We start from the raw sequence: 21,302 nt of genomic DNA on the forward strand, positions 1-21,302 counted from the left end.
TGGGGGATTTTAGCCGGTGGGAGGGTGGATGCCGGGCACGGCGCTTGCGCGCGCCGCCTGGCCGCCGTTTTTGCCATACTGAGCGTAAGGAGGCAGCCATGTCCATGAACACCGTTTACGCGACCCGGGAACCCGCCCGGGACGAGATCGACGCCCTGGGCGAGCCCACGGTGCTGGAATTCGGCGCGCCCTGGTGCGGGCATTGCCTGGCGGCCCAGCCGCTGATCGAGGCCGCCTTCGAGGGGCACGCGAAGGTGCGGCACCTCAAGGTCGAGGACGGCAAGGGCCGGCCGCTGGGGCGCTCGTTCGGGGTGAAGCTGTGGCCCACGCTCGTGTTCCTGGACCGGGGACGCGAAGTGGCCCGCCTGGTGCGCCCTGGCCAGGCGGGGCAGATACGCGAGGCGCTGGCCCTGATCGACCCGCCCGCCTGAGGCGGGCGCCGTCAGGCGCGCGCTGCGCGTCCGGCGTTGCGAAGCATGTCGTAGAGCAGGTTGGCGGCCGGGGAAAGCGCCCGCCCGTGCTTGGAGATCAGGCCCAGGGTGCGGCTGACGCGGGGTTGCGACAGCGGTATGCCGACCAGGGTCGCATGCGTGGTCAGCGGCAGCGCCAGCTGCGGGACGGCGGCGACGCCCAGGCCGGCCTCCACCATGCCCAGCAGGGTCAGGATGTGGCTGACCTCGATGGCGGTCTGCGACCGCTTGCCGCTCTTGGCCAGCGCGGCCTCGATCAGGAGGCGGTTGCCGCTGCCCTTGTCGACGGTCATGACGCGTTCCCGGGTCAGGTCTTCCCAGGTGACCGACTTGCGACGGGCCAGGGGATGGTCCTTGCGTGCGGCCAGCACGAAGTTTTCCTTGAAGATGGCCCTGAAATCGACCTCGGCTTCCTGGGTGCCGATGAAGTTCACGCCGAAGTCGGCCCGGCCGGAGATGACGGCGTTCAGGACGGTGTTGGCGCCTTCGTCGATGACGCGCACCCGGATGCGAGGGTGCTTGGCGGTGAAGTCGCGCAGCACCGAGGGCAGGAAGTAGTAGGCCACCGACGGCACGCAGGCCACCGTGACGAGGCCGCTCAACTGCGCCGCGAGGTCGCTTACGCCCAGCATGGCGCTTTCCAGCTCGTCCAGCGCGGCGCGCGACCGTTCCAGGAATACGCGCCCCACATTGGTGAGCGATACGTGCCGAGTGGTGCGGTCGAGCAGGCGCGCGCCCAGGATGGCCTCGAGCTTCTCGATGCGCCGGCTGAGCGCGGGCTGGGAAAGGTGCAGGTCGTCCGCGGCCGCGCGGAAGCTGGAGCGCTCTGCCACCGCGACGAAAGCCTGCAATTCCTGGAGGTCGAAACTAATGCGTGCCATGCATCAAATTATATAAAAAATGCAATTTACTAATGCACAGCCTCGGTGCATTATTTCGTCATGCAAAAAGCCATACCTTGTGTACTGATGCGGGGCGGTACGTCCCGCGGCCCCTATTTTCGCGCCGAATGGCTGCCACAGGACGTCGCCAAGCGTGACCAGGTGCTGCTGGCCGCCATGGGCTCGCCGCACGAACTCCAGATCGACGGGCTGGGCGGCGCGAACACGCTGACCAGCAAGGTCGCCATCGTGTCGCCCTCGACGCGCCCCGGCTGCGATGTCGACTACCTGTTCGCGCAGGTGTCGGTCGACCGCGCCCTGGTGGATACCCGCCCCAACTGCGGCAACATGCTGTCGGGCGTCGCGCCCTTCGCCATCGACCAGGGCATGGTCGCCGCCAGCGACGGCGAGACCCGCGTGCGGATCTACAATGTCAACACGAATTCGACCATCGACGCCGTGGTGCAGACGCCGGGCGGCAAGACCGAATACGAGGGCGACGCCCGCATCGACGGCGTGCCGGGCACCGGCGCGCCGATCCGGCTGAATTTCCTCGACGCCTGGGGTTCGGTCACGGGCAAGGTGTTTCCCACGGGCAACACGCAGGACGTCATCGACGGCGTATCCGTCACGTGCATCGATGCGGCCATGCCGCTGATGATCGTGCGCGCGTCGCAGTTGGGCGTGAAGGGCGACGAAACGGCGGTCGAGCTGGATGCCAACAAGGCCATGCTCGAGCGGCTGGAGGCCTTGCGCCTGGAGGCCGGCAGGCGCATGGGGCTGGGCGACGTCACGGACAGCGTCATCCCCAAGCCGGTGCTGGTCAGCGCGTCGGCGGATGCGGATACGGTGGTGTCGCGGTATTTCACGCCGCACAAGTGCCATCGCTCGCATGCCGTCACCGGCGCAATCGGTGTGGCAACCGCCTTCGTGACTCCGGGCACGGTGGCGTTCGAGCTGGGCGCGCCTCGCGCGGCCGGCATGCATCGCATCGCCGTGGCGCATCCCTCGGGACGCATCGAGGTCGATGTCGAATTGCGCGGCACGGCGCCTTCGATCGAAGTGTGCGGTGCCGGCCTGATTCGCACAGCCCGGAAAATCATGGAAGGGCAGCTTTACATACCTGCCCGCTTTTTTTAGGACCGCGTCATCCGCCATCGGGCGCCTTCATCGCGCCCGGCGGAAGCCGCTTATGCTTCGGTAGATCCGAAGAACCAAACGGAGACCTTTTCATGCAAGCCTCGTTCCGAGTGCCGGCGATCGCCGCCTTTGTCACTGCCTTCACCCTGTCCCTGGGCGCCGTCAGCGTCCAGGCCGCCTGGCCCGAGCGCCCCATCACCATCGTCGTTCCCACCGCTCCCGGTGGCGGCAACGATGCGTTCGCGCGCGTCATCGCCCAGAAAATGGGCGAGAGCCTCAAGCAGAGCGTCGTGGTCGTCAACAAGGCCGGCGCGCAGGGCGCCATCGGCAGCGAATACGTCGCTCGTGCGCCGGCGGATGGCTACACCATCCTGTTCGGCTACATCGCCACGCACGGCATCAACCCCGCGCTGCAGAAGCTGCGCTACGACCCGGTCAAGGACTTCAAGCCCATCGGCCTGCTGGCCAGCTCGCCCACGCTGCTGGTGGTGTCCTCGGCCTCCGGCATTACCTCGGTCAAGGACCTGGTCGAAAAATCCAAGAAAGATCCCAAGGGCCTGAGCTACGCCTCGGCCGGTGCCGGTACCGCGCCGCACGTCACGGCCGAGCTGTTCAAGATGGTGACGGGCGCCAACATGCTGCACGTGCCGTACAAGGGTTCGGCGCCGGCGATGACCGACACGCTGGCCGGCACGACGCAAGTCATGTTCCCCAGCCTGTTCAGCGCCTATCCCCACCTGGCTTCTGGCCGGATCAAGGCTCTGGCCCTGGCCGGCGACAAGCGGTCCGACGTCCTGAAGGACGTGCCGACGCTGGAAGAGCTGGGCGTCAAGGGCGTCAGCGTGCCCCAGTGGTATGCGCTGTTCGCGCCGGCCGGCACCGACGACGCCATCGTCGATCGCCTGAACAAGGAACTCAACGCCGCGCTGCATGACCCCGAGGTGATCGCCAAGTTCAAGGAGCAGGGCGCCGAGACGAAGAGCAGCACGCCGCAGGAACTGGGCGCATTCGTGAAGGCCGAAGTGGCTCGCTGGAAGAAGGTCGTGGAGGCGGCGAAGCTCACGACTGAATAGGAGTAGTCCCTACGCGCTTCGCGCGCCCAGAATGGTGGGCCCCCAGCCGCTACGCGGCAGCCCCCCAAGGGGGCCGGGACCCGCCTTGGGGCGGCCCGGCGCCGGGTCCCGTGGGCGATGCGGGTGGACCGACGGAGCCGGATCCACCGCATCCTGGGGAATGAGATTGTGGCTGGCCTTGGGTATGTCCTTGCGGGGCATCCGGGAATGGCGTGGAAGGCGGTGCTTGCACCGCCTTTTTCTTTATCAGGAGGAGATATGAAGAGGACAGTTGCGGCGGTCGCGGTGGTGGTGTCGGCTTGGGCGGGGGCGGCGGTGGCGCAGCCTATCGTGCTGCGCGACATGGGGTCGTTCCATATCGGCGGCGAGCCTTTCGTGGTGTCGGGCGAGCCGGTGAAGGAAGTGAAGTTCACCGCCAACGGCGTGCCGCTGAAAATCGATCCCAACGGTACCTACATGGTCGGGCAGATGTACGTGCAGTACTTCATCCCCGAGTCCCGCAAGGGCGCGGTGCCGCTGCTGATGTGGCATGGCGGCGGCTTGTCGGGGGTAACGTACGAGACGACGCCGGACGGCCGGCCCGGATGGCTGAACGATTTCCTGCGCAAGGGGTGGGCGGTCTACAACTCGGATGCGGTCGAGCGCGGCCGTTCGGGATGGCCGGCCACGGCCAAGCCGGTATGGAAGGGCGATCCGGTCCTGGTCACCGCGGCCAATGCCTATGAACGCTTCCGCATCGGCGGGGCGGGGTCGTGGAGCGAGGATCCGGCGCAGCGCAAGCTCCTGCCCGGCAACCAGTTCCCGGCCGACCAGATCTGGCAGTTCTCACGGCAATTCGTGCCTCGCTGGATCACCACGGACGAACCCACGTTGAAAGCCTATCTGCAATTGGTGGACAAGGTATGCCCCTGCGTGCTTCTGGTGCACAGCCAGGCCGGCAAATTCGGCTTCCAGGCCGCGCAGGCACGCCCGGACAAGATCCGCGCCGTGGTGGCCGTCGAACCCGCCGAGGTCGGTGACGCGGACAAGGAAAAAATCGCCGCGCTCAAGTCGGTGCCCGCTCTGATGGTCTACGGCGACTACATCGAACAGGATTCGCGCTGGCCGGCCATCCGCGCCAAGGGCGCGCGCTTTGCTCAGGCGGTCAGGGAGGCCGGCGGCCAGGTGGACGAGGTCGATCTGCCCAAAGTGGGTATCAAGGGCAATTCGCACATGGTGATGATGGACAAGAACAACCTGGAAGTGTCCGCCTTGATCAACGAATGGCTGACCAAGCGCGGACTGTACCGGTAGCTTGAAGGGAAGCGGCCAAGGGCCGCATGGGGAGGGCTGCCCTCAGGACAGCTCTCTTACCTCGACGTCGACGATGTCGCTGCGCTTCATGCGGTTGGCATAGCCGCTCGTGGGGCGGGAGGGGGCCGCCGCGGCGGTGGCGCCCTCGGCGTTGCCGCCGAAGCCCCAGCGGGTCTGGGAGCGTTTCCAGTACGTATTGGCGACGAACGGCTTGCCGCGCAGCTTGGCCACGACGTAGACGATGGCCAGGGCGACGGCGGTCGAGGCGAGGAGGATGGCCGCCATGATCATGCCGACCAGGGCGATGCCCGCCACGAAGGCGGTGCGTAGCAATTTGGCGATGGTGTCAGTCATAGGTGGTGCGTCGGGGCGGGCGTCGCCCGGGAGCGGGCAGTCAAAGCGTTTGGGCGGCCGCGGGGTTGGAAAAGTTCCCGATTATTTCTTGGGGCTTGCCCTGCAAATGGGGATGCCCGCGGCCAGGTTCAATAGGGTTCTTCCGGAGTTTCGGCGGGTTCGATGCGGGTGGCGATGACCTTGTCGATGCGTTTGCCATCCATATCGACCACTTCGAAGTTCCAGCCGGCCCAGTCGACCTGCTCGCCGGTGTGCGGGATGCGGCCCAGCAGCAGCATCAGCATGCCGGACAGCGTATGGTAAGTGCCCGAATCCCCTTCGGGTAGATGCTGTAAACCCAGCATATCCTCCATCTCGTGTACGTCGAGCAGGCCATCGAGCAGCCAGGAGCCGTCCTCGCGCTGGACGGCCGAGGATTCCTCGGGCGCCGTGGATGTGTGGAATTCGCCCACGATGGCCTCGAGCACGTCGCGCAGGGTCACCAGGCCCTGCACGTCGCCGTATTCGTCCACGACCAGCGCGGTCTGGGTGTGCGAGTCGCGGAAGTTCTGGACCAGTTCGGTGCCGGTCAGTGTCTCGGGCACGTACAGCACCGGGCTCAGCTTGCTGGCGAGGTCGAGCGGCTCGCCCGCCATGAGCTGGGCCAGCAGGTCCTTGGCCCGCACGAAGCCGATCACGTCCGACAGGTCTTCCCGCACGACGGGGAAGCGGGAGTGGTGAGAGCTTTCTATCTTCGCCCGCGAGACCTCGAGCGGCGCGTTGACGTCGAGGTAGGTGATGTCCGAGCGCGGCACCATGAGCGAGGACAGGCGCCGTTCGTCCAGCCGGAAGACGTTGCGCACCATCAGTTGCTCGGCCTGCTCGAAGATGCCCGCCGTGGCGCCCTGGGCCATCAGCACCTGGATTTCTTCCTCGGTGACGAGCTGGTCGCTGTTTTCCTTGGCGCCCATGAGCTTGAGCACCGTGTCGGTGGCCAGCGACAGCAGCTTGACGAAGGGCGTGGCGACCCACGACAGCAGGCGCATGGGCGCGGCGATCAGGCCGGCGATGGTTTCCGCATGCATCTGGCCCAGCCGCTTGGGGACCAGTTCGCCGATGATGATGGAAAGCAGGGTGATGACGATGACCACCAGCGTCAGCGCGATGGCGCTGGCCGCGTCCGCCAGTGCCGGGAAGTGGAGGCGGATGGTTTCGGCCAGCGGCTTGGCCAGGGCGCCCTCGCCGACGATACCGGTCAGGATGCCGATCGAGGTGATGCCGATCTGGACAGTGGAAAGGAATCGCGTGGGGTGTTCGGCCAGTTCGAGCGCGGCGCGGGCCTTGGCATCGCCTTCGTCGGCGCGCTGTTGCAGGCGGGATTTGCGGGCGGTGACAACGGCGATCTCGCTCATGGCGAAAATGCCGTTGGCGATGAACAAAATCAGAAGTAAGCCAATTTCCATTTTTTCAGGCGGGTTGGTCAGGCGGGCATTCCCCTTTTGTTTGGAAAACGCTTGTAACGCCAGCGAAACCGGTCTTATTTGACCGAATTTCCCCCACCTACTGTTATGAAGACCCCGTAGCATAGCCGAGGATGGCCGTATTCCAAATGAGCAATGCTACTTATCGGACGTGTCGAGCCCGTAAACACCTGGAAACAATCGCCGCCACGCGATCGCGGATCGCGCGCGCGATCCGCTATGCTTGGGGTTGAAAACAATCAATACAGCGGAAGCGTCATGAGTTTGTCAGTCGAACGGGCCTGCGTGGCCGTGCACACCATGATCGATCCACTCTCGGGCGCCTGCGGGGCGGGCGCCGCGGTCGCGAACGGAAACGTACTGCCTGTCGCGCGGACGTGATGCGCCTGCCTTTCGCGCCCGTCCTCCTGTGCACCTTGCTGGTCCAGCCCGCGTTCGCGGCGCGGCCCGAGATCACCATCGACCCCGGGGGGCTGTCCGCCAGCGCGCTGGAGGCCGTCACGCTGGCCGTGGACAGCATGGCCGACATGGCCGACGACCAGGACGGCGGCGAGGGCATACGGCTGCGCCGCCGCGCCCGCGAAGCCACGCTGGACGCCCTGGCCACCGAAGGCTATTTCTCGCCCCAGGTCCAGCTCGAGGCCGGGACCGACGTGGCCGGCGCCACTTGGGACATCGTCATCGTTCCGGGCGAGCGCACCATCGTCGAGTCCGTGGACATCTCCTTTCTGGGCGCCATATCCGGTCCGGAGTTCGAGGAGCGCGTCGCCAAGCTGCGGCAGGACTGGGACTTGAAGGAAGGCAGCCCCTTCCGCAACGAGGAATGGGAGACCGCCAAGCGCAACCTGCTGGACACGGCGTCCGAGCGCGATTTCCCGGTGGCCCGCCTGGTCGATACGGCGGCCGACGTGGACGCCGACCGGGCCCGGGCGGCCCTGCACATCAAGCTCGACAGCGGCCCGGCCGTGCGCCTGTCGGGCGTCGAGGTCCGGGGCCTGAAACGCGTGCCCCAGGGGACGGTCGAGCGCTATGTCCGCATCCGCCCGGGCGAGCCCTACGACCGCGACCGCATGGTGGACTGGCAGCAGACGCTCCAGTCCTCGCCGTTCTTCTCGGGCGCCAAGCTCGACATCGACCGCCAGGGCATCGCGCCCAACCATGAAGAGGATCCGGCCCTGATGCCCGAGGGGCTGGAGCCGGACCAGACGCGCACCGAGCGGGCCTACCAGGGACCCAGCCACCTGACGCTGCCGGTGCTGGCCGACGTGGTCGAATCGCGCCCGCGCCGCATGAGCGTCGCGCTGGGCGTGGACGACGAGGCCGGGCCGCGCATCGAGACGGTCTACCGGCAGAACGTGGTGCTGGGCCAGCCGGTGGAACTGGAGACGGGGCTGCGGCTGGACCGCCTGCGCAAGCTCGGCTATGCCGACATCCATCTCGCGCCCAACGAGAACGGTTTTCGCGACAGCTTCGGCGTGCTGGCGCAGGACTCGGACGTGCAGGGCCTGCACGTGCGGCGGCTGGCGGTGGGTGCCATCCGCGCCAAGACCTATCCCGCCGGTTTCCAGAGCCGCGTCGAGTACGAGACCCGCTACGGCGCGCGGGTCGCGCACGAAATGACCGACATCGACGGCTACAACTCCTTCACCACCAACACGGCCACGGCCACCGCCGAGGTCATCCGCCGCGACGTCAACGACAAGTACGATCCGCGCGAAGGCACGCTGTTCGCGCTGGGCGCCGGCGCGGGCACCGCGCTCGACGCCAGCAACCATTTCCACCGGCTGACCGCGCGCGGCCAGTTCTGGTGGTCGCCCACCAAGCGCGACGTCATCACGGTGCGCGGTGAGGTCGGGCGCCTGTGGGCGCAGGATCTCAACCGCGTGCCGGACGATTTCTCGTTCCGCACCGGTGGCGCGCGGTCGGTGCGCGGGTACCGCTACCTGGGCCTGGGGCGCCAGGTGGGCAACGCGGTGCTGGGCGATGCCGTGCTGTTCGTCGCCAGCGTGGAAGCCACGCGTTACTTCGATGACCGGCTGGGCGGGGCGATTTTCGTCGATACCGGCAACGTCGCCTCGCGCTTCTCGGACATGAAGCTGGCCACCGGCGTGGGCGCGGGCCTGCGGGTCCGCACGCCGGCGGGGCCGCTGAGCGTGGACCTGGCCTACGCGCTGCGCGACAAGAACATCCGCCTGCACTTTTCCCTGGGGATCGCATTTTGAACGGGCCCGCCACTCCTCCCGCCAAGCCCGCCCCGCGCCGCCGCCGCTGGCCCTGGGCCGTGGCGGGCGTCCTCGTGCTGGGCGTGGCCGCGGTGGCCGGCGCGGGCGCATGGATCGCGTCCTCGGCCAGCGGCGCGGCCTGGGCCGTGCGCACCGGCGTGCAACTGGCGGGCGGGTCCGTGCGGCTGGAAGGCGTGCGCGGCTCGCTGCTGGGCGGATTGAACGTCGACACGCTGGAGCTGCGGCTGCCGACGACGGATGCGGACCTGGAGCAGGTGCGTCTGGACGTCCGCTGGCGTGCGCTGCGCGGCGCACGGCTGCATGTTTCCGAATTGTCGGCGCGACGGGCCAGGCTGAACCTGCGGCCGTCCGACGAGCCCAGCACGCCGCTGGCCTCGCTGCGGCTGCCGCTTGCGATCGACGTGGACAAGCTGGGGCTCGGCACGCTGGACATCGAGATGGACGGCGAGCGGCTGCCCGCCAGCTTCGACGCCATCGACCTGCGCGCGACCTCATCGGGCGCCGAACACCGGATCCTGCTGGCCAATCTGCACGTGGCGGCGCCGCAGGCCGAGGCGACGCTGCGGGGCGAGGCCAGCGTGGGCGCCGATGCGCCGTTCCCCGTGAAGCTGGCGCTGCACGCCACGGGCCGCCAGGCGGCGCACGCCTTCGACCTGGGCACCTCGGCCACCGGATCGCTGGAGCGCCTGGCCTTCGCCGTGAAGGGCGATGGCGCGGGCGTGGACGTGAATGCCGAGGGGCAGGCGGCGCTGCTGGAAGGGTTTCCGCTGCGCGGACTCAAGCTGGCGCTGCGCGGCATCGATCCCTCGGCCTGGGTGCCCGGCGCGCCGTCCGCCAACCTGGGCCTGACCGCCGACCTGGCGGTGGCCGCGGGCTCCGGACCGGCGCTGCTGCAAGGCCCGTTCGCGCTGACCAATTCCACGCCGCGCCCCTTGGACAAGGACGGCGTGCCCGTGGCTGCCGTTTCGGGGCAACTGAGCGCGCCGGTCGAGACCTTCGACGCGCTGGATGTGGCCGGGCTCGTGATCGAGTTCGCGGGGGGCGGGCGCCTGTCGGGCCAGATGGACTGGCGCCGCGACGCCTCGGCCGGCGACGCGGGACGGGTGCAGGGCCGGCTGCAGGCCAACGGTATCGACGCGTCGCGGCTGCATGGCGCCGCGCTGCCGACCAAGCTGGCGGGGACGCTGGCTTTCTCGGCCGACGCGGCCACCCAGTCGCTGACCGCGGACCTGTCCGACCGGTCGCGCAAGGTGCCGCTGGCCCTCAAGCTCGAGGCCGGCGTGCGCGACGAAGTCGTGCGCGTGCCGCAGTTCGCGCTGACCGCCGGCGAGGCGCGCGCGAACGGCAAGGGCGAACTGCAACTGGCCGAGCCGCGCCGCTTCGCCGCCGAGCTGCGGCTGGATCGTTTCGATCCCAGCCACTGGGTGCGCAGCGAAGCCCTGCCGCCGGCCCAGGTTTCGGCGCGGGCCGAGGTGAAGGGGGCCTTGCTGCCGGAGCTGGGCGGGACGGCGCAACTGCGCATCGAGGACGGCAGCCGCTGGAACGGACAACCGCTGGGCGGACATGGCGAACTGGTCTTCGCCGGCATGCGCGTCACGCGCGCCGACGCGGCGCTGAATGCCGGCAACAACCGGCTGACGGCCAAGGGCGCGTTCGGCCGACCGGGCGACAAGCTCGATTTCGACCTGGACGCACCGCGCTTGCAGACGTTGTCATCGCTGTTGAACGGCCGCCTGTCCGCGCGCGGCTCGCTGGGTGAAACGCTGGATGCGCCGGTGCTGGACATGACGCTGGACGCGGGCGACCTGCAAATGCCCGGCGGCGTACGCGTCGGCAAGGTCCAGGGACGAACGAACCTGGGCGGCTCGCCGGTGAACGGCAAGCGCCCGCAGGGCGGGTTCGCGGCCGCGCCCGCCGACATCGATCTGCGTATCGAGAACATGTCCGTGTCCAGCGCGCCGCAGGCCACCATGAGCCACGGGACCTTGCGCCTGCAAGGCACGATGGCGCGGCACGAAGGGGTGGTGGACGCCGAGTTCGCGCCGGCCGACCGGTCGGCGCCGGCCACGCTGGCAGTCCGCTTCGACGGCGGCTGGGGGGCGGGCCCGGGGCGCGGCGCGCTGCCCGGATGGCGGGGCAAGGTGGGGCAGTTCGAACTGGCCCGCGCGCCGCTGGGCATGTCGCTCGAGGCGCCGGTGGAACTGAGCTACGTGCCGGCCGCCGCGGCGCCGCAATGGCAGTGGGAGGTCGGCCCCGCGGGCATCGCCCTGCGCCTGCCGGGCGGGCAGACCGGCAAGCTGGTCAACGAGGGGGCACGCGGCGGCGATGGCCGTTGGGAATCGCGCGGCCGCGCCGAGGGGCTGGCGTGGGCGCCGGAGATCCTGCTGGAGGCCCTGGGCGGCAAACCCATACCGCGCGAGCGCATCATCGTGCTGGACGCCGAGTGGGACATGCGTTTCGCCGGTTCGCTGCAAGGGGCGGCGAACATCCGCCGCCGCAGCGGCGACTTGTGGGTGCCCGGCACGCCGCCGCTGGCGCTGGGCCTGCGCACGCTGGATGCGAGCGTGCGCGCGACGCCGGACGGCAATGCCGGCCATAGCCGAGTCGTCCTGCAAGCCCTGGTCGAGGGCGAGCGCGTGGGCAGCGTGCGGGTGGATGGCGAAGCCGGCGTCGTCGCCCGCGACGGCGCGATCGGCCTGGATCGCGACCGCCCGGCCCAGCTCGAGGCCCAGGTCGACCTGAAGGACCTGAGCTGGGTCAGCCTGTTCGTCGGCGACAGCGTCGAGGTGGGCGGCAAGGTGGCGGGCTCGGCGCGCGTGACCCAGTCCGGCGGCCAGTGGCACGCCACCGGCGGCTTGCAGGGCGAAGGCATCCGGATCGTGCGGCTGGACGATGGGCTGAGACTGCTGGACGGCAAGCTCAAAGCGACGCTGGAGGATGACCGCATCGTGCTGGAGTCCCTGCGCTTTCCCAGCGTGATCCGCGTCAACCCGCGCGATTCGCGTGTGCAGCAGTGGATCAAGAACGAGAGTCAGGGCGGCTGGATGGAGATCAGCGCCGATTGGCGGATGTCGCAGGCCTCGGGTCACGCGACCCTCAAGGCCGAGCGTTTCCCCGCCATCCAGCGCGCCGATCGCTTCGTGGCCGGATCGGGGCGGGTGGACATGGACATCATCCCGGACCGCATGCGTATCGCCGGCCTGTTCGAGGCCGACACCGGCTGGGTCGACATGGGCACCCAGGCGCCCGCCAAGCTGTCGGACGACGTGTACGTGCGCCGCACCGGCGAGGAAAGGCAGAAGAAGACGCTGGGCATCGCCATCGACGTGGGCGCCAAGCTGGGCGAGCGCTTCTACCTGCGGGGCTATGGCCTGGATACCGGCATCACGGGCGATCTGCGCATCGTCGGTATGGTGGGAGCCTTGTCGTCGAGCGGCTCGGTGCGCACGCGCGGCGGCCGCTTCGATGCCTATGGCCAGACGCTGACGGTGCGCCGCGGCGTGCTGACCTTCCAGGGACCGATCGACGATCCCTTGCTCGACGTCGTGGCGGTGCGCGTCGGCCCGCGCGTGGAGGCGGGCGTGCGTATCAGCGGCACGGCGCGCCGGCCCCGCATCGCGCTGGTTTCCACGCCCGAGGTCAGCGACGTGGAAAAGCTCTCGTGGCTGCTGTTGGGCCGGGGCCCCGACGAAGGCGGGGGCGGCGCCGACGCCACGCTGCTGCTGAGCGCGGCGACCTCGCTGCTGGGGCCGCAGGGCAGCGAGCCGATCTCGCGCCAACTGGGCCTGGACGAGATAGGCGTGCGCTCGGGCAACGTGGGCAGCAGCCGTGGCCTGTTGCCGGACCGCACGGTGGCGGGCGACAGTACCTCGTCGGCCTACAACCTGTCGAACAACCAGTTCCTGGTGGTGGGCAAGCGCCTGTCCGACCGGATCTACGCCAGCTTCGAGCAGGCGCTGTCCGGCCGCGACGGCGTGGTCAAGCTCAGCTACCGCCTGAGCAACCGCCTGTCGGCGGTGGCCAAGGGCGGCACCCTGAACGGCCTGGACCTGCTCTATTTCGTGCTGTTCGACGACTGACGAAAGCGCGGGGGCCCGTTGCCGGGCCCCGCGTCGTTCAGGGAATGGCCGGCAGCACCCGTCCCCGCACGCTGCCGAATCCCACGCGCAGCGCGCCGCGGCGGGCATGGCCGCGAATCACGACCTCGTCGCCGTCTTGCAGGAAGTCGCGCGTGGCGCCATCGGACAGGGCCAGCGGCCGCCTGCCGTTCTCGGTCAGTTCCAGCAGGCAGCCCCGCGCCTCGGGAGTCGGTCCGCTGATGGTGCCCGAGCCCATCAGGTCGCCGGTGCGCAGATTGCAGCCGCTGCTGGTGTGGTGCGCAAGCTGCTGCGCCATGGTCCAGTACAGGTGACGGAAGTTGCTGCGCGCGATGGCCGTGGACACGCCGTTTGGCGTGCCGAGTTCGACCGACAGCTCGATGTCGTAGGCGTGGCGATCGCCTTCGCGCAGATAGGACAGCGGTAGCGGATCCTGCGGTGGCGCATCGACGCGGAAGGGCTGGAGCGCATCCAGCGTGACCACCCACGGCGAGATCGACGTGGCGAACGCCTTGGCCTGGAAGGGGCCCAGAGGAACGTATTCCCAGCGCTGGACGTCGCGGGCGCTCCAGTCGTTCATCAACACCATTCCGAAGATGCGTGCGACGGCGGCATCGGGCGCCAGCCGGCTGCCCAGCGCCGTGCCCGGTCCCACGAAGAAGGCCGTTTCCAGCTCGAAGTCCAGCTGGCGGCATGGCCCCCACTCGGGCGCGCCGCCCGCGACCGGCAGTTGTCCCATGGGGCGGTGCACGTCGTGACCGGACGGCACGACCGAACTGGCGCGGCCGTTGTAGCCGATGGGCAGGTGCTTCCAGTTGGGCGTGAGCGCGTTGGCCGGATCGCGGAATAGCTTGCCGACGTTGGTGGCGTGGTCCTCCGACGAATAGAAGTCGGTATAGGAGGCGACCTCGAACGGCAGGTGCAGCGTGCACGCCTCCATGGGCACCAGGGCGCGGGCGCGCAGTTGGGCATCGTCGCGCAGGCGGGCGTCGGAACCGGACAGCAGGGCCGCCAGCCGGGCCCGCACCGCGTTCCACGCCGGCCGGCCGGCGGCGGCGAAGGCGTTCAGGCTGGCCTGGCCGAACAGCGACGGCCCCGAGGGCGTGGGCAGGAGCCCGGCGCGCTCGAGCGCCTGCAGGTCGACCACCCACGAGCCCAGCGCGGTGCCGGCCCGGATCCCGCCGTCGGGCGTGGAGAAGATGCCGTAGGGCAGGTTCTGGATGGGGAAGTCGCTGTCGGGCTCGACGTCGACGAAAGCGCGCAGCGACGCATCGATGATCTCGTACATGGCGCGCTCAGTTGCCGGTCTTGAGCAGGCCGAGCGACTGGATCAGCGCGCGGTTGGTCTCGTTGTCGCTGGCGAGCCGGCTGGCGAAGGTGGCGCTGTCCAGGTAGTTGACCTGCTGGTAGAGCTGGCCGGCGGCTTTCTGGAACTCGCCCTTTTCCGTGGCGGCGTGGCATGCCTGCTGCAGCTTGTCGCGCGCGGCCTGCGGGACGCCCTGGCTGACGTACAGGCCGTTGCGGGCGATGACCGCGTGCTTGATGCCGAACTCGGTGATGGCGGGGACCTCGGGCAGGCCGGGCAGGCGCTTGTCGCCGTACACCGCCAGGATGCGCAGGTCCTTGCCCACCACCGACGAGACGCCCAGCGCGCCGAAGTCGATGTGGCCGCCCAGCAACTGGGGGATGACCTGGGCGTCGCCGCGGAAGGCGATCTCGTTGAAGCTCACGCCCGAGGACTTGGCCAGGTTGGCCGTGGCCAGGTGCGGCACCGAGCCGGGCCCGGCATGGCCATAGGACAGCTTGCCCGGCTGCTGGCGCGCCTGGTCCAGCAGTTCCTTGATGCTGTGGATGGGCGAGTCCTTGCGCACGGCGATGACGAACGGGTTCTCGAAGATCTGGCAGATCGGTGTGATGCTGTCGGGCTGGTAGGGCAGGCGACCCATCAGGAAGGGCGCCTGGGTCAGCGGCGACGAGGGCGAGAACAGCACCGTGTAGCCGTCGGGACGCGCCGAGGCCACGGCGGCCACGCCTATGGTGCCGCCCGCGCCGTCGCGGTTGTTGATGACGACCTGGGTGGACAGGATCTCGGACAGTTCACGGCCGAAGGCGCGCGCCATGACGTCCACGCTGCCGCCCGCCGAGTACGGGACGATGAGTTCGACCGGACGCGACGGATAGGTCTGGGCGGCGGCCGAACCGCACAGGGCGGCCAGGAACGGAACGAACAGGATCTTCTTGAACGACATGCTTGGTCTCCTCTTGGAGTGGGGTTACTGCTGCGGGAGGGCGGGGTCGAACTTGCCGTCGACCAGGACGAACAGCACGCGTGCCGCCTCGTCCGTGCGGTTGGTCCAGGCGTGATTGGTGCCGCGCTGGATCAGGACTTCGCCGGCCTTGAGGGTGACTTCGGACTCATCCAGCAGCATGGTGATCTCGCCCGACAGCACGATGGCGTAATCGATGGTTTCGGTGCGGTGCATGAAGGGATGGCGTTGCTTGCCGGCGCCGTGGCCGGTCAAGGCATGCTGGCCGCCGAACATCGAGAACGCCTGCCTGGCGGCATCGGCGTCCACGTCGCGCAGCTCCAGGCCCGCCGGCGGGAATTCGATGATGCGCACGACCGTGCCCAGTTCGGGCGGCGCCAGCGATACCGGTCCCAGGGTCGGGTCGGCGCCGTTGTCGATGGGGGCGGGGGCCGTGGGCGTCAGCCACAGTTGGGTCAGGTAGTAGCCCGGACGGCTGGCGTCGTGGCGGACGTTGGGCGCGTAGCCGTCTTCCAGCACGATGGCGCGGCCCTGCTCGTCATGGCCGGTTACGACGCGGCGGATCTTTCCGTTCATGGGGTTCCTCATGCGGTGCGCCGGATGGCGCGTCAGGATCCATCATAGGAAGTCCCGGCGATTCGGTCAAACGAATGATTCAATCAATCGACTGAAACAATAATCGGGGCTTTGCGGGTAACATAGACTCCCCACCGCTTTCCGGACGTGTCCATGCCCACCCCCGCCGTCGATCCCGTCGAATCCGCTTCCACCCGCGACCGTATCGTGGACGTGGCCGAGCGGCTGTTCGCCGAGCATGGCTACAACGGCGTGTCGCTGCGCACGATCACCGCCACCGCGGGCGTCAACATGGCCGCCGTGCACTATTACTTCCGGACCAAGGAAGGGTTGCTGCGAGCGATCTTCGAGGCGCGGGTGGGACGGATGAACGACGAGCGCCACGCGCTGCTTCAAGCCTGCGTGCCGGCCGAGCCGGCGGCGCGCCCCGAGGTGCGTGCCGTGCTCGAGGCCTTCATCGGGCCGGGCATGCGCGTGGGGCAGACCGAGGAGGGCGCCCGCTTCAACCGGCTGTCGGCCATCTGTTCGGTCGAGCCCGATCCGGCGGTCAAGAACATCGTGTTCGGCGTCCACGACGACGTCGGCCGCCTGTTCGTCGACATCCTGGCGCGCGCCTGTCCCCACCTGACGCGGGACGAGCTGTACCTGCGGCTGCAATGCGTGTTCGGCAGCATGATGTACATCCGCGCCGACAACGGCCGCGTCGCCCGGCTCATGCCGGACGTGCGCGCCACGCCGGTGTCCGCGGCCAGCGTCGACCTGACCCTGGCGCGCCTGCTGGATTTCCTGGCGGCCGGCCTGGCGGCGCCGGCCGCCGGCTAGCGCCGCGCGTCACAATTCCCGGCAGACCTCGAGGATCAATTCCCGCAGCCAGCGCTGGGACTGGCTGGGATGGGTCCGTTCGTGCCAGAGCTGCGAGACGACGAATTCGCCCAGTGGCAGCGGATGAGGCGCCATGCGCAGGGGATAGAGGCCGCAGAAGGCCCGGGCGATGCGGCGCGTGACGGTGGCGATCAGGTCGGTGCAGGCCAGCGTGGGGGCGATGGCCAGCATGTGGGGAACCTGGGCGGCGACGTCCCGCGAGATGCCGTGCTGCTGCATCGCGTCCTGCAGCACCCGTTCTCGCGCGCCGTTCTGGCGCGGCATGGCGACGTGCCGCGCCGAGGCGAACTGCTGGGGGCCGAGCGCCTGGCCATCCAGGGGATGGCCGATGCGGTGCAGGCAGACGTAGTCGTCCCTGAACAGTTCCTGCCGGTAGATGGGGTAGGTGGCGGTGGCCACCGGCGACAGCACCAGGTCGACCTTGCCCAGCAGCAGCAATTCCTCGGGCATCAGGGGCTCGATCGGATGGATGGCCACCGATACCGAGGGTGCCTCCGAGGCCAGGCGCCGCATGAGCGCGGGCAGCAGGGTGAAGGTGACGTAGTCCGTGGCCGCGATGTTGAAGTGCATGCGCGCGGCATGCGGCGCGAAGGGCTCGGACGGCGAGGCCAGTCCGTTCAGGGCGAGGATGGCGTGGCGCACGCCGGTGGCCATCTCCATGGCCTTGTGGGTGGGCACGACGCCGCGCCCGTTCCGCAGGAACAGCGGGTCGTGGAAGATCTCCCGCAACTGCGCCAGCCCCTTGCTGACGGCGGACTGACTGATGTCGATGCGGTCGGCGGCGCGGGTCACGTTGCCTTCGGCCAGCACCGCATCGAAGATCATCAGGAGATGCAGGTCGACGTGCTTGATGTCCATGGGTCGGGGCTTCATCGGGGCCGGCGGGCGGCCGTCATAATCAAATATTCCACAACGGAATCGAGATAGCCATTCTTGGCCGGAAGGCACGGCCCGGCCAGATCCTCGCTATGGGGCCGCGAGCCCTCGATCCCGCTTCTGCCTTCATCACACACGTTCTTCATCGATCTCGCGCATTTTCGCGTGACGCCCGTTCTCGCTGCACGGCATGGGCGAGCCGCGTTCCTGGCTTCCGGCGGCCGGTCCACCGCGTTGACAGTCCCGGCAATTGCTCAGCATGCTGAGAACCTGGCATCGGCAGTGCATCGCAGGATCAATATTGGCAGAACGCGGAGGAAAAAGACCAGCATGAAAACCAGGATCAACGGCGACTGGGTGGTGGGGTTCCAGGATGGCGGGCATGTGCTTTACCGGCATGCCTGCGTCGTCTACGAAGGAGACCGCATCGTCTACGCGGGGGACGATTACCGGGGCGAGGCGGACCGCGTCATCGAGGCGCCGGGCTGCCTGCTGTCACCCGGCTTCATCGACACGCACGTGCACTCGGGGCACCGCGCGCTGCACAAGCTGCTGACGGACCACGGCCGGCCGGACCTGTTCGGCCAGCCTTACATGGACGTCACCATCGCCCGGTCGGGCACGCGCATACAGGGCTATCCCAACTACCTGACCAAGGAACAGGCGCAGGTGGATCCCGGCATCGCCCTGCATGCGGCGTTCACGGTCAGCGAACTGCTGCGCAACGGCGTGACGACCTTCGTCGAGCTGGGCGGGCATGTGATCGTCCAGGAGGCGTTGTGGAGGCAGTGCGAGGCGCTGGGGGTGCGGGGCTACCTGGGGCCGGGCTATGACAGCGGCCGCTGGGCATCGGACGACGACGGCAACCTGACCCGCGTGCCCTATCCCGACGGTGGCCTGCACCTGTTCAACGACGCGGTGGCGTTCGTCGAGCGGGCCGAGCGCGACCCGAGCGACCTGGTCCATGGAATCCTGGTGCCGCGCGAGGTCGAGAACTGCAGCGTCGACATCCTGCGCCGGACCGTGGCGGCCGCGCGCGACCTGGGCGTGCCGATGGCGACGCACGCGGGCTACAACGTCATCGAGTTCTACGAGACCGTGCGCGAGCATCGCAAGACGCCCATCGAACTGCTGGACAGCGTGGAAATGCTGAGCCCGGCGCTGAACATCGGGCATGCCAACTTCATCTCCGACAGTCCGCGCCTGAACTACTCGGGCGGCAGCGACCTCAAGCGCATGGGGACGAACCAGGTCTCGGTGTCCCATTGCCCGATCAACATCGTGCGCCGTGCCCGCGTGCTGGATTCGTGGAAGTCGTACCGCGAGGCCGGGGTGAACATGACGATAGGCAGCGATACCTATCCGCGCGACATGATCATGAACATGCGCACGGCCTCTTATCACGGCAAGGTCATGAGCCATGACCTGACGGCGGCCAGCGCGGAACAGGTGTTCGAGGCGGCCACGCTGGGCGGCGCCCGCTCGCTGGACCGCGAGGACCTGGGCCGGCTGGCGCCCGGCGCCCGCGCGGATATCGTCGCCATCAACCTGGGGCGCAAGGACGTGCTGCGCTACGGGCCGATCTGGGACCCGATATGCAGTCTGGTCGAGTGCGGCGTGGGCGACGACGTGGACCTGGTCGTCACCGGCGGGGAGATCCGCATGCGCGACGGCCGCATCCCCGACGTCGACCTGGGCGGCCTGCGGGCCGAGGCCCAGGCGTTCGCGGAAAGGGTGTGGGGCCAGGTCCAGGACTGGGACCCGCTGCGGCGTACCGCCCGCATGATGTGCCCGCCTTCGTTTTGCCCCGATTGCGAATAGCCCGGCGCGCCGGATCCGATCGTTTCCAAGGATATGTCCATGAAGATCTCACGCTTTTCCCTTGCCCGGGCGAACTTCCTGCGGGCGGCCGTCTGCGCGGTGGCGGCCGGCCTGGCCGCGCCGGCATTCGCCCAGGACCATGCCGCCGATGCCTACCCCGAGCGCCCGGTCCGCATCGTCGTGCCCTACGGCGCGGGCGGCGCGGCCGACCTGCTGGCGCGCGTCCTGGCGGAACGCCTCGCGCAGGATTGGGGCCAGCCCGTCATCGTCGAGAACAAGCCCGGCGGAGTGGGGACCATAGGCATCTCGGCCGTGGTGAAGGCCGCGCCCGATGGCTATACGCTGGTGTCCGTGCCGGTGTCGGACCTGGCGGTCAACCCGCACCTCTACCGCAAGCGCCCGTTCGACATCGCCCGCGACCTGGCGCCCGTCGCCCAGGTGGGGGCGGTGCCCAACGTGCTGGTGGTGTCGAACACGCTGGGCGTGGCGGATGCCAGGGCGCTGATCGCCAAGGCCAAGGCCGGGCGCCTGAGCTATTCGTCGCCGGGCATAGGCAGCCAGGCGCACCTGGCCGCCGAGATCTTCGCCGGGCGCGCGGGCGTCAGCCTGCTGCATGTGCCCTACAACAGCGTGTCGGCGGCGCTGGCGGACGTGGCGGGCGGCCAGATCGACATGATGATCGCGCAATTGCCGGCGGCGCTGCCGTTCATCCGCGGCGGGCGGGTCAAGGCGCTGGGTGTGGTCGCCGAGCAACGCTCGCCGCTGGTGCCCGAGATGCCGACGCTGAAGGAAACCACCGGCCTTTCTTTCGGCGACGCGATTTCGTGGTCGGGGCTGATGGCGCCGGCCGCCACGCCCCTGGCGCTGCGGGAGAAAATCGCCCTGGCGGTTACCCGGGCGATGCGGTCGCCCCAGGCCCAGGAACTGTTGGTGCGCCAGGGCACGGTGGGGCTGGGGGGCACGCCGGACGATCTTTCCAGGGCCATCGCCGAGGATTCCCGCAGGTACGGCAAGGTGATCAAGGCGCTCGACATCCGGCTGGACTGAGCCGAAAGGGGGAGGGGACGGCGGGGGGTATTGGGGGTATCCCCAGTCCAGCTACAATTCCCCCTTTCACGTAGACGTCCCCTGACGAGACCCCGTCCATGAGCATCAAAAGCGACCGCTGGATCCGCCGTGTGGCGGCCGAAGGCATGATCGAGCCATTCGAGCCCGGCCAGGTCCGGGCGCACGACGGCCAGCGCATCGTCAGCTACGGCACGAGCAGCTACGGCTACGACGTGCGCTGCGCCGACGAATTCAAGATCTTCACCAACATCAATTCGACCATCGTCGATCCCAAGGCCTTCGACGAGAAGTCCTTCGTGGACTTCAAGGGCGAGGTCTGCATCATCCCGCCCAACTCCTTCGCGCTGGCGCGCACGGTCGAATACTTCCGCATTCCGCGCAGCGTCTTGACCATTTGCCTGGGCAAGAGCACCTACGCGCGCTGCGGGATCATCGTCAACGTCACGCCCCTGGAACCCGAATGGGAGGGCCACGTGACGCTGGAGTTCTCGAACACCACGCCGCTGCCCGCGAAGATCTACGCCGGCGAGGGCTGCGCCCAGATGCTGTTCCTGGAAAGCGACGAAATCTGCGAGACCTCGTACCGGGACCGCGGCGGCAAGTACCAGGGCCAGCAGGGCGTGACGCTGCCTAGGACGTAGCCCCCCCCTACGCGCTGACGCGCGCCCCCCAGGGGGCCGACGGCGGGGGACCGGCGGAGCCGGATCCCCCGTGTCGTGGTCTGGGGGGCATTGGCTGGGGCGAGGGTGGTCCTCAAACCGACACTGAATTGTTTTACGCTAGTCGTTGTTTATTTTTACG

Annotated in this window: 18 protein-coding genes; 11 read left to right on the forward strand and 7 right to left on the reverse strand. The window is 68.7% G+C overall.

The window, feature by feature from the left end; all coding sequences use genetic code 11:
* The first annotated feature begins 98 nt into the window (after positions 1-98).
* Positions 99-431: a thioredoxin family protein gene (locus WKR98_RS10545; protein WP_341432893.1), complete on the forward strand. Its 333-nt coding sequence runs from the start codon at positions 99-101 to the stop codon at positions 429-431.
* Between the two features lie 11 nt (positions 432-442).
* Here the strand turns inward: WKR98_RS10545 and WKR98_RS10550 are convergent, their stop codons facing one another.
* Complete coding sequence (locus tag WKR98_RS10550; RefSeq protein ID WP_124688062.1) at positions 443-1,351, reverse strand: LysR family transcriptional regulator; 909 nt, start codon at positions 1,349-1,351, stop codon at positions 443-445.
* A 60-nt stretch (positions 1,352-1,411) separates the two neighbouring features.
* On the opposite strand from WKR98_RS10550, the gene WKR98_RS10555 reads away from it, so the two are divergent.
* The 3 genes from WKR98_RS10555 (at position 1,412) to WKR98_RS10565 (ending at position 4,857) form a co-directional block, all read left to right on the forward strand.
* The gene (locus WKR98_RS10555) at positions 1,412-2,491 is read left to right on the forward strand and encodes a 4-oxalomesaconate tautomerase (RefSeq protein WP_341432895.1); all 1,080 of its coding nucleotides are present in this window, start codon (positions 1,412-1,414) and stop codon (positions 2,489-2,491) included.
* A gap of 92 nt (positions 2,492-2,583) precedes the next feature.
* Positions 2,584-3,564 carry a Bug family tripartite tricarboxylate transporter substrate binding protein gene (locus WKR98_RS10560; protein WP_124688064.1) on the forward strand — a complete coding sequence of 327 codons (981 nt, stop codon included), beginning with the start codon at positions 2,584-2,586 and terminating at the stop codon, positions 3,562-3,564.
* Positions 3,565-3,822: 258 nt separating this feature from the next.
* A complete protein-coding gene (locus WKR98_RS10565) occupies positions 3,823-4,857 on the forward strand; it encodes an esterase (RefSeq protein ID WP_341432897.1) in 1,035 nt (344 codons plus the stop codon).
* A 42-nt stretch (positions 4,858-4,899) separates the two neighbouring features.
* Here the strand turns inward: WKR98_RS10565 and WKR98_RS10570 are convergent, their stop codons facing one another.
* Entirely contained in the window at positions 4,900-5,211 is a 312-nt protein-coding gene (locus tag WKR98_RS10570; protein WP_124688066.1) for a hypothetical protein, read from the reverse strand.
* A 128-nt stretch (positions 5,212-5,339) separates the two neighbouring features.
* Positions 5,340-6,653: a hemolysin family protein gene (locus WKR98_RS10575; protein WP_341432899.1), complete on the reverse strand. Its 1,314-nt coding sequence runs from the start codon at positions 6,651-6,653 to the stop codon at positions 5,340-5,342.
* A 276-nt stretch (positions 6,654-6,929) separates the two neighbouring features.
* On the opposite strand from WKR98_RS10575, the gene WKR98_RS10580 reads away from it, so the two are divergent.
* The 3 genes from WKR98_RS10580 to WKR98_RS10590 are packed head-to-tail and all read left to right on the forward strand — an operon-like array spanning position 6,930 to position 12,993.
* Positions 6,930-7,052 carry a hypothetical protein gene (locus tag WKR98_RS10580; RefSeq protein WP_255465721.1) on the forward strand — a complete coding sequence of 41 codons (123 nt, stop codon included), beginning with the start codon at positions 6,930-6,932 and terminating at the stop codon, positions 7,050-7,052.
* Complete coding sequence (locus WKR98_RS10585; RefSeq protein ID WP_124692230.1) at positions 7,052-8,893, forward strand: autotransporter assembly complex protein TamA; 1,842 nt, start codon at positions 7,052-7,054, stop codon at positions 8,891-8,893. The genes WKR98_RS10580 and WKR98_RS10585 overlap by 1 nt, the downstream gene beginning before the upstream one ends.
* Entirely contained in the window at positions 8,890-12,993 is a 4,104-nt protein-coding gene (locus WKR98_RS10590; protein ID WP_341432902.1) for a translocation/assembly module TamB domain-containing protein, read from the forward strand. Before WKR98_RS10585 ends, WKR98_RS10590 begins: the two co-directional genes overlap by 4 nt.
* Positions 12,994-13,030: 37 nt before the next feature.
* Here WKR98_RS10590 and fahA read toward each other — a convergent pair whose 3' ends face one another.
* From fahA to WKR98_RS10605, 3 genes are read right to left on the reverse strand one after another with little or no spacing between them, the layout of a single operon-like run.
* Positions 13,031-14,299 carry a fumarylacetoacetase gene (fahA, locus tag WKR98_RS10595; RefSeq protein WP_341432904.1) on the reverse strand — a complete coding sequence of 423 codons (1,269 nt, stop codon included), beginning with the start codon at positions 14,297-14,299 and terminating at the stop codon, positions 13,031-13,033.
* 7 nt (positions 14,300-14,306) lie between these two features.
* On the reverse strand, positions 14,307-15,260 hold the full coding sequence (locus WKR98_RS10600) for a Bug family tripartite tricarboxylate transporter substrate binding protein (RefSeq protein ID WP_124688070.1): 954 nt from the start codon (positions 15,258-15,260) through the stop codon (positions 14,307-14,309).
* Between the two features lie 24 nt (positions 15,261-15,284).
* The gene (locus tag WKR98_RS10605; protein WP_341432906.1) at positions 15,285-15,854 is read right to left on the reverse strand and encodes a cupin domain-containing protein; all 570 of its coding nucleotides are present in this window, start codon (positions 15,852-15,854) and stop codon (positions 15,285-15,287) included.
* A 153-nt stretch (positions 15,855-16,007) separates the two neighbouring features.
* Between WKR98_RS10605 and WKR98_RS10610 the strand changes: the two genes are divergently transcribed.
* The gene (locus tag WKR98_RS10610; protein WP_341432908.1) at positions 16,008-16,676 is read left to right on the forward strand and encodes a TetR/AcrR family transcriptional regulator; all 669 of its coding nucleotides are present in this window, start codon (positions 16,008-16,010) and stop codon (positions 16,674-16,676) included.
* A gap of 9 nt (positions 16,677-16,685) precedes the next feature.
* Here WKR98_RS10610 and WKR98_RS10615 read toward each other — a convergent pair whose 3' ends face one another.
* On the reverse strand, positions 16,686-17,594 hold the full coding sequence (locus WKR98_RS10615; protein ID WP_124688073.1) for a LysR family transcriptional regulator: 909 nt from the start codon (positions 17,592-17,594) through the stop codon (positions 16,686-16,688).
* Positions 17,595-17,942: 348 nt separating this feature from the next.
* Between WKR98_RS10615 and WKR98_RS10620 the strand changes: the two genes are divergently transcribed.
* The 3 genes from WKR98_RS10620 (at position 17,943) to dcd (ending at position 21,142) form a co-directional block, all read left to right on the forward strand.
* Positions 17,943-19,433 (forward strand): chlorohydrolase family protein, encoded by a 1,491-nt coding sequence (locus WKR98_RS10620; protein ID WP_341432911.1) that lies wholly within the window; start codon positions 17,943-17,945, stop codon positions 19,431-19,433.
* Between the two features lie 39 nt (positions 19,434-19,472).
* Complete coding sequence (locus WKR98_RS10625) at positions 19,473-20,480, forward strand: Bug family tripartite tricarboxylate transporter substrate binding protein (protein WP_341432913.1); 1,008 nt, start codon at positions 19,473-19,475, stop codon at positions 20,478-20,480.
* A gap of 98 nt (positions 20,481-20,578) precedes the next feature.
* On the forward strand, positions 20,579-21,142 hold the full coding sequence (gene dcd, locus WKR98_RS10630; protein WP_124688076.1) for a dCTP deaminase: 564 nt from the start codon (positions 20,579-20,581) through the stop codon (positions 21,140-21,142).
* The last annotated feature ends 160 nt before the right edge of the window (positions 21,143-21,302 follow it).

Source organism: Pigmentiphaga sp. YJ18, assembly GCF_038066655.1.
Lineage (GTDB): Bacteria > Pseudomonadota > Gammaproteobacteria > Burkholderiales > Burkholderiaceae_B > Pigmentiphaga.